Source organism: Caldisericaceae bacterium (assembly GCA_036574215.1).
GTDB lineage: Bacteria > Caldisericota > Caldisericia > Caldisericales > Caldisericaceae > Caldisericum.
Genome location: JAINCR010000037.1, coordinates 15,335 through 28,234 on the forward strand (window position 1 = coordinate 15,335; position 12,900 = coordinate 28,234).

Consider the following 12,900-nt stretch of genomic DNA (forward strand, 5'->3'; position numbering starts at 1 on the left):
CCTCCTGGCGGAGAGGGTGGGATTTGAACCCACGGCAGGCGTTTAACCCGCACACGCTCTCCAGGCGTGCACCTTAAGCCGCTCGGTCACCTCTCCACTTTAAAAATAATAGCATATTTTCAATAAAAATCAATATTTAAAGTAGCACTATGCACCAAAAAATTATAAAAACCGTTAGTATCAAAAAAACAGGAAGCATTTTTTTGTAAAAAATGTAAAAGGAAGCCTTAAAGTATTCAACACTCAAAGAAAGGCAGAGGTGAGTTGGAGTAAAAAGAAGCGCAGTCCAAACTCCATAGTAAGCTATAAGTAGATTACTTGAAATTATGGTACCATTTGTTTTAAGAAGTGGCATTAAAAGCGGATAAGTTATTCCAATCGATGCAGATGAAACACCTGTTAGAAAACCTATTGAAAGTGGTAAGAAAAAAAGTATAAGAGCTTGAGGCACATTAAGAAGTGTTAGCTCGTTATATACGCTTTGTGCAAATCTCGTGTAATTTATGATTTCTCTTAAAAGAAAAATTGAGAATATTAAGAGAACGTATTCCAAGATTTTTTTGTATATAAATGATTTTACAAGAGTTTTAAAGTTTATCTTTTTAAGGAGAATTACATACACAAGCCCTACAAATAGTGCAATAAAACTCGGCAGCTCTTTAAAGATTAGAATAAAGGCAAATATAACAATAATTGGTGAAAAAATTTTTAAAAGCGATAAAAGTATCTTGACGTTAATCTTTTCAATATCATTACTAGAATTATTAATATGTGGAGTGATAACGACAATACCGCTAATAAGCATGCCAAAACTTACTATCCATTGGACTTTAAGAACATCAATAATGGAAACTCCTAACGTAGAAACACCAAGCAAAAATTCTGGGTATAGTGGTGAAATGGGTTCCCAAACATGTCTGAACCAGAAGTTAAGAAGTGCTTTTTCCTCGTCTTTTATGGATAAATCCCTTGCTCCATCTCCTACCATTGGGGCAGAAACAAGCGCACCACCTGGCATTGGAATAAGGCCTATTGTCATAGGTAATAAAGGTATAAAAGCCTTTGCCGGGAGTATCTTTTTAAAATTTTCAGTGATTTCATCTAAAAAGTGAGAAGCTTTAAGTAGCTCACCCAAGTAGGTAACTATGATAATTACTAAAATCATGTTTATTGTATCAATCTGTGAGATTGTTTCTAAAATAAGTCTTGGAAATTGATTTATAATACCTTTGAATACCGCAACAAAAATTGAAGCTATAAAAACTGATATAGCGACACTAATCTTAAATCTTATTAGAAACGCAATTAAAACAATAACACCTAAAAGTAATAATAAATTATTCATCTAAAAATTATACTGATAATAAAAGGAAAATCCAAAGATTTCGTTATATTTAAAGAGTTTCTAAAATTTAATATTTTCATATTTTTGCTAAAATAAAGTATGAAATTCAGTAACGAAGACTACAAATCTTTTGAAAAATTTAGCCAATATTTTAACGAAATTTTAGAAGAAATCGAAAAAGTTATAATTTTTTTAAAAGAAACTTTAAACAAGGTAGACCATTTTCCTAAAGAAATGAACCATACTTCCTATGCAGAATTTATAGGAAACTTCAAACAAAAGCCCATTAATCGTAAAACCCCCCTAGATTATTCAATTCTTGCAGTGGATGGTTCTAATTTTCCTGTAAATGAGGAGATTTACCTTCCTTTCTTTGGGATAAGCGTAGCTTCTGTTTTCGAAAAGTTTGGTGAAAAACCAACATTTGATAGAACTTCAAAATTCAAACTATTTTATAAACCACAGGAGATATTTTCAGAAGATGGTAAACTATTAACAAAAGAGGAAATTAATATAAAAATGTTGTTAGAAGAAAGTAAATTTCTAAGCAAAAAGCTTGAAGACTATAAGCCTCACTATGCTCTATTTGATGGTTCCTTAATTTTATGGGGATTAATGAGTCCTTTAAAATACGATCCTAACAATGTTGTTGAATTTGAAAAATTTATCCTTAAAGCAAAATCGCTACACATACCTATTGCAGGAATCATTAGTGGTTCAAGGTCTAAAGAAATTATCAATACACTATCACTTTATCTAAAAGAGAATAATTTCGAGAAATTTGTCAAATACCGCAGTTTAATAAATTCAATTTTTGATATTCAACTCATGGATAAAGTTTTAGAAAATAATTCAATATCAAGCCTTTTTAAGGTAAATAAATACTTACTTAAAAACTACAGTGAAAATATATACTTCTTTTTTCTCAAAACAGAATACGAAGTTTTAAGAGTAGAAATTCCAGAATTTGTAATAGACGAAATAGACAGACTATCAACAATCGTTTTGGACCAAGTTAAAAAAGGGGCAGGTTATCCTGTAATTTTACAACTTGCCCATCAAGAAGCAGTTATTAATGACGAAATAAAAGCTTTTATCAACAACCTGATTTTTAAAAATTATAAAGATAAAAATATTTTTAATCAAAAGCTCCTATCAAAACTTAGGAAGAGAATTTAAAATTACGAATTCAATATTTCTTCTACCTCTTTTTTTAATACAGGATAAATTTCTTCTCCTATTAGTGTTTTAACAATTTCTCCCTTTTTAAATAGCACCCCTGAGTTCTTTCCGCAAGCAACACCAATGTCTGCATCCTTTGCTTCACCAGGGCCATTTACCACACAACCCATCACTGCAACATTAATAGGTTTTTTTGCTTTGATAAAGTCTTTCTGAAGTTTTCTTACTATTTCTTCTATATCTACCTCAGCTCTTCCACACATAGGACAAGAAATTATGTTTAAACCAAAGTTTCTCAACTTTAGAGTTTTTAATATACCGAACCCAGCAATTACCTCTTCAACTGGATCACCAGTTATTGAAATCCTAAGTGTATCTCCAATACCTTCGTGGAGAAGAATCCCTACGCCCACACTGCTTTTAATAAGCGATTCTCTTAGGGGGCCAGCTTCTGTTACACCAAGGTGAATGGGGTAAACAAACATTTCATCAATTTTTCTATTTACTTCAATAGTAAGTAATGGGTCAGAAGTTTTTGCTGATATTACTATATCATCAAAATCAACAGCGTGCAATATATCAATTTCCTTTTTAACGCTTTTAACAAGAGCCTCCACAATATTCTTTGGTCTATTTCTAAATGAACCTAGATTTGAACCCACTCTTATAGGAATACCACGTTCTTTACACGATGTTGCAATCTTTTTAATCCACTCTTCATTTATTATGTTAGAAGGATTTAGCCTAATTTTGTCTGCTCCATTTTCTATGGACAACAATGCAAGTTGCGGATCAAAATGAATATCTGCAACAAGAGGAATATGAATCATTTTCTTTATTTCTTTTAATTTTAAAGCTGCTTCTCTGTCTTTTACAGCAACTCGAACAATTTCACAACCGTAATCCTCAAGTAAAAGAATTTGCTCAACTGTAGATTTTACATCTCTTGTGTCTGTTTTTGTCATTGATTGCACATATATTGGGTTATTACCCCCTATAGTGAGGTCTCCTATTCTAACTAATTTTTTGTTTCTCATTTGTTGAATAGCTTCAAAATATCATTAATACTAACAATGAACATTAATCCGAGAATTATCATTAAAGCAATACTTTGAATTCTTGATGTTTTTTCTGCAGGGATTCTTTTCCGAGTTATCGCTTCAAAAATAATTAAAACAAGCCAGCTTCCGTCAAGTGGGGGAACAGGTAGTAAATTTGTAAAGGCTAAAGCTATACTTATATAGGCAACAAAAAACAAAAGACTTAGAAAACCACCAGAAGCTGCAGTGCCAGTCATTGCAATAATGCCTATTGGACCCGACACCGAAGATATTCCTACACGTGTAAAGAGTTGGGGAATGAATTTAAACATTAAAAAAAGGCTTTCGAATGCCCATTTAAAGGCTTCTATAATTGACCTATAAACGGGGTACTTTTCTCCTCTAGGAGAAATACCAATCATCCACTTTTGTTGCGTGCTTTCAAATTTTGGAGCAATAGAGAAAGTTAATTTATTTCCGTTTCTCTCAATTACAAATGTAGCAGTTCTATCTTTATTTTGTTGAACTTTTTGAACTAATTCTTCCCAACTGTCAATACTAACTCCATTAATTTCTAAAATTTTATCTCCTTGCTTCAACCCCGCAATTTCTGCAGGACTTCCTTGCACTACGGAAGCAATGGTCGTTGTCGGTGAAAGTGGATTTCCAAATGTTGCAAATACTAGAGAGAAAATAAGTATTGCAACGATGATATTCATCAATGGTCCTGCACTTATTGTAAAAATTTTTTGCAAGGCACTCCTGTTGTAGAATCCATCTTCTGCGTCAAAATTATCTTCCATTCCTTTTATTTTTACGTATCCCAGGATGGGTAAGACGCCAATCTTAAACACCATACCATCTTTAAATTTTTTGCTAAAAATAGTCTTACCGAAGCCAATTGCAAATTCCTCAACGGGAATTTTTGATAAGCGCGCAGCAACAAAGTGACCGAATTCGTGAGCTAAAGCAAGGAATGAAATAATTAAAATACCATATATTACGGTTAACATTTTTTTATCACCTCTTATACCTCAGATATTCTTTCGCTTTCTCAATATCTTTGTAGTATTCATCAATAACATCTTCAATTGAATTTAGTTTTCTAAATTCAACTCTATTCATTAATTCTATATAAAATTTCTCAATCTCAAAAAACGATATTTTTTGTAGAAGAAATGACTCTACTAAAATCTCATCGAAGGCAACAATCGCTGGTAGATAACTACCTCCTAACATTGCGTAGTTCAAAAGAAAATCGAAAAGCGGAAATAATTCTCTATCAATTTCAAAGAAAGTCAGGTTTTTAATTGATAAGAAATCAAGTTCTTTAAAATTATTGTTCTGCCTTACTGGATGTGTTAAAGCGTATTGAATATGGAAATCCATCTCTCTTTCGCTAATAACTGCTTTTAGTTGCTTATCAATAAATTCGACAATTGCATGAATGATACTTTCTCTATGAATGATCGATGTTATGTTTTTGTATGGAATATTAAACAGAAAATGAGTTTCTATAATTTCGAAAGCTTTGTTAACAAGATTAGCAGAATCAACCGAAATTTTTTTTCCCATTTGCCAATTGGGGTGTTTCAAAACCTCAGAAATAGTAACATTTGAAAGTTCTTCTTTGTTTCTTCCAAAGAAAGGTCCTCCAGAAGCAGTAACATAGATTTTTTTGATGCTTTTTCGGTCCTCTCCAAGAAGAGCTTGGTATATTGCTGAAGTTTCTGAATCAATCGGTAAAACCTTGTTATCTAATTCATATCCATCAAAGAGTAGTTCTCCTCCTGCTATAATGCTCTCTTTATTTGCTATTCCTATTTTTATGTTGTTATCCATACAAGTGCTAATAGCCTTTAGTGAAGTAATATGAGATGCAAGAAAAAGCACAATATTAGGTTTAGCTTCCAAAATTATCTTATCAAGATCTTCTATTTGGTATTTTTTAAAATCCCCAACCTTTAATTTTTCTAAGACATCGGAACTTGCTAAGACAAAGTTTGCCTTGGTTTTTTCAACCTGTTCATTTAAAAGCTCGTAGTTTTTGAAGCCACTTATGCCTACAATATTATAACCAAGAGATATTGCAATATCTACGGCTTTTCTTCCTAACGTGCCAGTTGAACCTACAATAAAAACTCTCTTCAATTATACCCCACCGAATCTTCTTTCTCTTTTATTAAATTCAGTAATTATTTCAAGAAATTCTTCTTTTGTGAAATCAGGCCAAAGGGTTTTTGTAAAAAATAGCTCAGAGTAAGCAGCTTGATAAAGTAAAAAATTACTTAGCCGCATTTCCCCGCTTGTCCTTATTATAAGGTCAGGATCTGGAAGATCTTTTGTAAACAAAAAGTTCTTAAAACTCTCCTCAGTAATTTCCATATCAGTTGATTTTGCTTTCTTTGCTGCTTCGACTATTTCAAGGCGAGCACCGTAATTTATTGCAAGAGTTAAAGTTAATTTTTCACCATTTTCTGTATCTTTTATAGCATAATCTATAGCTTTTCTTAAAAAAATTGGTAACTGGTTTAAATTTCCTATAACATTCAACCTAATTGAGTTTGTTTTAAGTTCTGGAATGTATTCTTTTACAGAATTAGCAAATAATTCAAATAAAAAGTTTATTTCCTCTTCTCCTCTTTTCCAGTTTTCTGTAGAAAAGGTAAAAAGAGTAAGAAATTTGATTCCGATCTTAAGAGAAGCTTCTACAATTTCTTTTACGACCTTTACGCCAACTCTGTGTCCTTCAATACGTTTAAGTCCTTTATTTTTTGCCCATCTTCCGTTCCCATCCATTATGATTGCAACATGAACAGGAACGGAAGAAAACTCAACCATTAAATTTCTAAGATCTCCTTTTCCTTTTTCTCTAATCTTTCATCAATTAACTTTATGTATTTCTCAGTAAGCTGCTGAATTTTTTCTTGCATTCTAAACTTATCGTCTTCTGAAATTTCTTTATTCTTCTCAAGCGTCTTTACTTTTTCAATTTCATCCCTTCGGATTGCTCTTATCTCTTCTCTAAATTCTTCAGCAAGCTTTTTTACCTGTACTACAAATTTTTGCCTTTCTTCTTCAGTTAATTTTGGAAAAGGAAGAACAATAACACTTCCGTCGTTTTGAGGTGTAACACCAAGGTTAGCTTTTAGAATCGCCCTCTCAATTTCTTTCAAAAGAGACTTATCCCACGGCTCAACGGATAAAACTCTTGGCTTTGGCGAAGAGATAGTTGCAACTTGCTTCAAGGGCATTAGAGTTCCATAAGCTTCTACTTTAACAGGGTCTAAAATTTCGGGTGTAATTCGTGTAACCATAATCTTTGCAAACTCTTTTTCCATTACCTCAAGAGCCTTCTTCATCTTTTCTTCTACTTCTTTATAAATGTTTTTCTCTACCTCAAAATTCATAATCAATCCTCCTTAATTATTGTCCCTACTTTACCTTCTAGTACGGCTTTCAAAAGCATATTTTCCCCTTTTATGCTGAAAAGTATGATAGGAAGTTTAAAATCTCTACATAAAGAAACTGCAGTTGCATCCATTACCTTCAAATCTTTCAACAAGAATTCTGTATAAGTAATCGTCTCATACCTAATAGCATTTGCATTTTTCATTGGATCATCTGAATAAATTGCATCAACTTTAGTTGCTTTAAATAGTGCATCTGCTTTTAGTTCTAATGCTCTAAGGGCTGCTGTTGTATCAGTAGTGAAAAATGGGAGGCCAGTTCCTCCTGCAAATATTATTATACGTTTCTTTAAGAAATGAGCCTGGGCCTTTGCAAGGATATATGGTTCTGCTACTTCTGGGATAGTGAATGACGACATAACTCTTGCATCAACACCGAGTTTTAACAAGGAGTTTTGGATAGCAAGAGCGTTAATGATCGTTGCAAGCATTCCCATATAATCGCCAGTTGCTCTGTCTATACCAAGTTTTTCTGCCTCTGCTCCTCTTAAGATATTTCCACCACCTATTACAATACCAACTTCTATTCCAGACAAAAAAAGCTCTTTAATTTGGAATGCAAGATTGTTCAAAGTAGAGTTACTTATACCTTTTCCGTCTTCATCCTCTAAAGCTTCACCACTTAGTTTGAGAATTATCCTTTTATATGGTTGCAAGATCAAGCACCTACCTTAAACCTAACAAATCTTCTTACGGTAATATTTTCACCAAATTTTGCGATGTACTCTTTAATCAGGTCTTCAATTGTTTTACTCTCATCTTTTAAATACTCCTGCTCAAGCAAACAGCGCTCTTTAAAGAAGTTTTCAATTTTGCCTTCTATAATTTTTTCGATAACATTTGCAGGTTTTCCTTCTTCTTCGAGCTGTTTTCTATAAATTTCTTTTTCTTTTTCAATCACTTCTTGTGGAACATCTTCTCTTGAGACAAATTCAGGAGAAGATGCGGCAATTTGAAGAGCGATATCATCTGCCAACTGTTTAAACTCTTCAGTTCTTGCAACAAAATCAGTTTCACTATTAACTTCAACCAACACACCAAGCTGTGCACCTGGATGGATATAACTAACTATTATTCCTTCATTGGTTATCCTGCCAGATTTCTTAACCGCTTTTGCAAGACCTTTTACTCTTAAAATTTCAATAGCCTTCTCAATATCTTGATTTGATTCTTCAAGTGCCTTCTTGCAATCGGCAATACCGGCTCCTGTTCTTGCTCTAAGTTCTTTAATTAAATCTATACTCATAATATCACCTCTCTATCCTTTATAATCTTCATAATCTTCAAAATTGAAGTCTTCATCTACCATAACTTCTTCCTGGGGTTGTTCTTCAACAATTTCTTCACGATCGACTTTACCTTCTCTACCTTCAATCACTGCATTTGCAACAATCGAAGTTAAAAGTCTCAAAGACCTAATTGCATCGTCGTTTCCAGGGATGCAATAGTCAACATCTTCTGGATTAGAATTTGTATCGCAAATTCCAATTACAGGAATTCTTATTTTTTTAGCTTCTAATATGGCACTTCTCTCCTTATGGGTATCGGTTACAAAAATTGCCCAAGGTAAGGTAACCATATCTTTTACACCTTCATAGAGTTTTCTTAACTTTGCAAGTTCTCTTTCAAGTTTAACTCTTTCCTTTACAGAGATTGTTGAAAGGTAACCTTCAGATTCCATTGTTTCAAGTTCCTTCAACCTATTAATACTTCTCCTTACCGTTTGAAAGTTAGTAAGCAAACCACCAACCCATCGTTCATTTACATAGAACATGCCACATCTTTCTGCTTCTTCTTTTACAATGTCCTGAGCTGCTTTTTTTGTGCCGACAAAGACAATTTTACCGCCTTCTTTTGAAATGTTGACTACAAAATTGTAAGCCTCTTCAATTTTTTTAGCTGTAAGTCTTAGATCAAAAATGTGGATACCGTTTCTTTTTGTAAAAATGTACTCTTTCATTCTAGGATCCCAGCGTTTCACCTGATGTCCGAAATGAACACCAGCCTCTAGTAATTCTTTCATTGTAACAACACTCATTCTAAAACCTCCCAATTTAGTTTTTTCCTCCCATCCTTCTACTTCTGGAGGCAAGTTGCGTCTTGCACTTTCCAGAAATTCAGATGGTGTGTATTCACTACATTTTATGAATTTATTCAAAAAAATCAAGGTTTATGATTATTACATTGAACTTTTTTTAATTAAAATAATACATTTGAGTTCTAAGAATTTTAAAACTATTTTAGTTTATCTACATTTTTTAAGCAATAGTTACCTATTGCTTAAAAATAAAAACTTGAAAGCGTTTAGAACTAAAAATTGCAAGGACGTTTCATACTGAAAATGACTAACTTATTCAAGAAGAAAAACTCGCCCATATAGAAACTTACAGAAATTATGCTTTTAAAACAACAGATGAGGAACTTTTAAAAATCTCACATAAATTTATAAATCGGAGGATGTATAAATATGCAAAAGAGGAATATAGAAGAAATCAAGCAAAGTGCAATTAGTAAATTAAAAGACGATGATTATAACATCATCTACGAGATATACTTTAAGCATACTTCTATTCATAAACTATCAAGAAAGCTTGGCATCTCAAAGCTTGCGGTAAGATATAGAAAGCAAAGGGCACTAAGAAATTTAAAAAGTATTATTTTAATACAACAATTGCAAAGAAAGAAAGTCATAACTTTCAAAATAAAAAGAAGAAAGAAACTCAAGCAAAAACTTGCAAAATATTTATATTTTATATAAAATCATTATTTGAATATTTATGTATTTAAGACGAGTTTCTCATAATTAGAAACTCAAGAGTTGTGGAAAGTTAACTATGTTTCCAAAGGAGATGAGCTATAGAAATACCTACATTTTCGGAGTAGTGTATGCTCTTTGCTTTTTAATCTCTGCTGCAGTAATAAATTACTTTACCTGGTCTCCTGGACCCACTGAGGCTAATTCAAAACTTTTTATTTTTGCTATTATTTTCTGGACGTTACAATACTTGCCAATATTTATATTTACGAAATATGCTGATTGGAAAATAAAAGATTTTGGATATGTTCTGAATTACAAAGTTCTTGCATTCACTGCCTTTGTAGTTGTAATAAGTATGCTTACTGCTATCTTCAACATGCATAATCTATACGTTAATTATATTAATGTCAAAAGTTTTATAAATGTATTAGTAGAGACATATGCAAGAACAGGTGAAGAAGTGTTTACCCGTGGCTTTTTATACGAACTGATTTTTAGGTTATTCAAAAATAAAAAAAGACCATGGCTGTGGGCTATCTTGATTTCAAGTATTTGTTTTGCAATCGTTCATACACAGACTTTTCTTCCTGAAAGTGGAACAAGAATGATAGATGTATTTGAAGCAGCTTTATTACTCTCACTCATAAGATATTGGACAGGATCCATTCTTCCTGGGATTGTAATCCATATTGCAATAGAATTAAGAAATCTTTCTGGTGTGATTGGTGCGATTTTTGGTATTTTATTCTATTATCTATTTGTTTTCTTAGCTTATAAAAAAGGTGAAGATGTAATTGAGAAAAGAGCTTAATATAATTTCTACTTGTGACAGAGTAAATTTTTCTTGAAAACAATCAGAAAAGAATTACAAATTTGAAAATATTTAAGAGTAATATTTCATTTTGATGAAAATGACCTTTTCAAAAAGGAAATCCTACCCATACGAAACCTACATAAGCAGACTTCTATTCTCAACAAAAATGCTTGTTATCTCTCACTCAGCAGTAAGAGACCAAAAGAATAAAGCCCTTAAGTAATTAAAGAAAATGATCTTGCTTCTCAAGTTTTACGCTCTCAACCCGAACAAGAAGAGAGTTAAACAAGCAAAGAGGTCAATGTTTTAATCTAAACAAGTTAAGAGAAATGTTCTTCATTCACTATTAAAATTCGAAAATTAGAATATAATTTCCTTAAGGAGGTAATGCAATGGACATTTATTCGATAAAAGATGGAAATTTAACTCATATAGAAGAAGTTGATTTTAAACTGGAAAAGGACATTCAGAAAATATGTGATGATAATCTCAAAGAATTGTTTGGCTTGGAATTTGTGAAAGCTCAGTTTACAATCCAAAATTTTAGAATTGATACTCTTGCATTTGACGAGAAGGCAAAGGCGTTTGTTGTAATTGAATATAAAAAGGACGAGAACTTTAGTGTTATAGACCAGGGATACGCATACCTATCTTTGGTGCTTAATAATAAGGCTGAGTGTGTCCTTGTATACAATGAGAGTAAGAAAAAGCCAATTAAAAAGGATGATGTGGATTGGACACAAACAAGAGTAGTGTTTATTGCTCCGTCATTTACAACATATCAGATACAATCAATAAACTTTAAGGATTTGCCGATAGAATTATGGGAAATAAAGAAGTATGCAAATGAAACAATAAGTATTGAGCAAATACAATCGTTTGGAGCAAGTGAATCAATAAAAACACTTACCAATAAAAGCAAAACTTTTGCTAACGTTAGTAAAGAGATTAAAGTTTATACTGAAGATGACCATTTGTTATACGTTCCAGATGAGATAAAAGAGCTTTACGAAAAGTTTAAGGCATCTGTGCTATCAATTGGCAGCGATATCAAAATCAAGCCGAAAAAGAAATACATAGCATTTGTTAGTAAATCAAATTTTACGGATGTAGAGATCCACAAGAAAGAATTAAAAGTTTATTTGAATCTTAAAAAAGGTGAGTTATATGACCCAAAGGGTTTAGCAAGGGACATTTCTGAGGTTGGCCATTGGGGAAATGGAGATTATCAATTAAAAATCAGTAGCGATGAGGAGATGGATTACATTCTCTCATTAGTTAAACAGTCCTACAAGAAAAATTCTGTCTAAAGATGAAAAATTTTTGGGTAGTGTTGAGTTTTTATTAAAATTGCTTTTAGCAATCTTTCTATAGCAATGTATCATAAGATTTAGGTGGTTTTATCATGATTCAAGTAAAAGATTATGTAAGAGAGAGATTAGACTACAAATTTAGAATAATAAAATTGATATGCAGGTTTACGCTTCTTTGAACTAAACAATTGCAAGATCATTTTTCTTTTACCTTACTTACATGGCTAAAAACAAAACCTCCTACCATTTGGTAGGAGGCGAGAGTAAAAAGAAAGTAAATGAGAGAGAAAAGAAAGGAGATGTGCAAGTATATTATACTCAATTTTGCAATATACCGTATTTAATTAAAAGTCTTAGTTAAAAAGCCCTGATTTTTTGTTTGAAATCTTGTAACACAACTTAATAAAGAAAAGGATTTAATTAAACATATCTTCTTAATTTTTGAATATATCTTAGTTAATGAAAACTGCTTTGAAAAGGTCCTAAATTTTTATTTTGCAACGTAACTTTACGAATAAAAACCTCATTTGAAAAAGCCCACTTTCATAATTTTGCAATAAAAAGCTTTTTTAAATTTCGAGGAAATAGAGACGAATGAAACTTTTTTAAAATAAAAACCTTTTTAGAATAAAAACCTCTCTTAGAATGAAAAAACCTTTTTTTAATTCTCCAACAATTTTATTATCCTATACGCTATCAGTATTACTTCTTAACTTTTAATGCATTCAAATGGTCTTAAATTACCCTTGCCATCGCCTTTAATAATTCCAAGTTGTTTTAATGTTTTTACTTCATTTATGTATTTATAACCTTCTCCAATATCAAAAAAAGGCTCGCCATTTCTTAAAGCATCAAGCAATTGAATGTAAGGAAAATTTTTGCGAGGACACTTAGTTGATTTGCCTTACCCATAGTATCAAATATGACATCGTTATGACTAAAAATATTGTTTAAGTATATAAAAATGAGATATGATGT

Annotated in this window: 14 protein-coding genes and 1 tRNA gene; 4 read left to right on the plus strand and 11 right to left on the minus strand. The window is 31.9% G+C overall.

Going from position 1 to position 12,900, the window contains the following annotated elements; all coding sequences use genetic code 11:
* Positions 1 to 5: 5 nt before the first annotated feature.
* Positions 6 to 96: transfer RNA gene (locus K6343_01845), tRNA-Ser, on the minus strand.
* Between the two features lie 40 nt (positions 97 to 136).
* The gene (locus K6343_01850) at positions 137 to 1,345 is read right to left on the minus strand and encodes a DUF401 family protein (protein ID MEF3244716.1); all 1,209 of its coding nucleotides are present in this window, start codon (positions 1,343 to 1,345) and stop codon (positions 137 to 139) included.
* A gap of 99 nt (positions 1,346 to 1,444) precedes the next feature.
* Between K6343_01850 and K6343_01855 the strand changes: the two genes are divergently transcribed.
* Positions 1,445 to 2,524: a DNA double-strand break repair nuclease NurA gene (locus tag K6343_01855; GenBank protein MEF3244717.1), complete on the plus strand. Its 1,080-nt coding sequence runs from the start codon at positions 1,445 to 1,447 to the stop codon at positions 2,522 to 2,524.
* Between the two features lie 2 nt (positions 2,525 to 2,526).
* Here K6343_01855 and ispG read toward each other — a convergent pair whose 3' ends face one another.
* Genes ispG through rpsB form a run of 8 tightly spaced genes read right to left on the minus strand, consistent with a single transcriptional unit; the run spans position 2,527 to position 9,075 of the window.
* Positions 2,527 to 3,564, minus strand: a complete 1,038-nt coding sequence (ispG, locus tag K6343_01860; GenBank protein MEF3244718.1) for a flavodoxin-dependent (E)-4-hydroxy-3-methylbut-2-enyl-diphosphate synthase — start codon at positions 3,562 to 3,564, stop codon at positions 2,527 to 2,529.
* Positions 3,561 to 4,580 (minus strand): RIP metalloprotease RseP, encoded by a 1,020-nt coding sequence (gene rseP, locus K6343_01865; protein MEF3244719.1) that lies wholly within the window; start codon positions 4,578 to 4,580, stop codon positions 3,561 to 3,563. Before rseP ends, ispG begins: the two co-directional genes overlap by 4 nt.
* Positions 4,581 to 4,587: 7 nt before the next feature.
* Positions 4,588 to 5,718, minus strand: coding sequence for a hypothetical protein (locus K6343_01870; protein MEF3244720.1), 1,131 nt, complete (start codon positions 5,716 to 5,718; stop codon positions 4,588 to 4,590).
* A complete protein-coding gene (locus tag K6343_01875) occupies positions 5,719 to 6,408 on the minus strand; it encodes an isoprenyl transferase (protein MEF3244721.1) in 690 nt (229 codons plus the stop codon).
* Positions 6,408 to 6,977, minus strand: coding sequence for a ribosome recycling factor (gene frr / locus K6343_01880; protein ID MEF3244722.1), 570 nt, complete (start codon positions 6,975 to 6,977; stop codon positions 6,408 to 6,410). Before frr ends, K6343_01875 begins: the two co-directional genes overlap by 1 nt.
* Positions 6,978 to 6,979: 2 nt before the next feature.
* Positions 6,980 to 7,693 (minus strand): UMP kinase, encoded by a 714-nt coding sequence (pyrH, locus tag K6343_01885; GenBank protein ID MEF3244723.1) that lies wholly within the window; start codon positions 7,691 to 7,693, stop codon positions 6,980 to 6,982.
* Between the two features lie 2 nt (positions 7,694 to 7,695).
* On the minus strand, positions 7,696 to 8,283 hold the full coding sequence (gene tsf / locus K6343_01890) for a translation elongation factor Ts (protein MEF3244724.1): 588 nt from the start codon (positions 8,281 to 8,283) through the stop codon (positions 7,696 to 7,698).
* A gap of 12 nt (positions 8,284 to 8,295) precedes the next feature.
* Positions 8,296 to 9,075 carry a 30S ribosomal protein S2 gene (gene rpsB / locus K6343_01895; protein MEF3244725.1) on the minus strand — a complete coding sequence of 260 codons (780 nt, stop codon included), beginning with the start codon at positions 9,073 to 9,075 and terminating at the stop codon, positions 8,296 to 8,298.
* 429 nt (positions 9,076 to 9,504) lie between these two features.
* Here rpsB and K6343_01900 point away from each other — a divergent pair, with 429 nt between their 5' ends.
* The 3 genes from K6343_01900 to K6343_01910 all read left to right on the plus strand — a co-directional run bounded on the left by K6343_01900 (position 9,505) and on the right by K6343_01910 (position 11,919).
* Entirely contained in the window at positions 9,505 to 9,795 is a 291-nt protein-coding gene (locus K6343_01900; GenBank protein MEF3244726.1) for a hypothetical protein, read from the plus strand.
* Between the two features lie 76 nt (positions 9,796 to 9,871).
* Complete coding sequence (locus K6343_01905; GenBank protein ID MEF3244727.1) at positions 9,872 to 10,606, plus strand: CPBP family intramembrane metalloprotease; 735 nt, start codon at positions 9,872 to 9,874, stop codon at positions 10,604 to 10,606.
* Positions 10,607 to 11,001: 395 nt separating this feature from the next.
* Positions 11,002 to 11,919 carry a DUF5655 domain-containing protein gene (locus K6343_01910; GenBank protein MEF3244728.1) on the plus strand — a complete coding sequence of 306 codons (918 nt, stop codon included), beginning with the start codon at positions 11,002 to 11,004 and terminating at the stop codon, positions 11,917 to 11,919.
* Between the two features lie 712 nt (positions 11,920 to 12,631).
* Here the strand turns inward: K6343_01910 and K6343_01915 are convergent.
* Positions 12,632 to 12,781 (minus strand): S-layer homology domain-containing protein, encoded by a 150-nt coding sequence (locus K6343_01915; GenBank protein MEF3244729.1) that lies wholly within the window; start codon positions 12,779 to 12,781, stop codon positions 12,632 to 12,634.
* Positions 12,782 to 12,900: the final 119 nt, after the last annotated feature.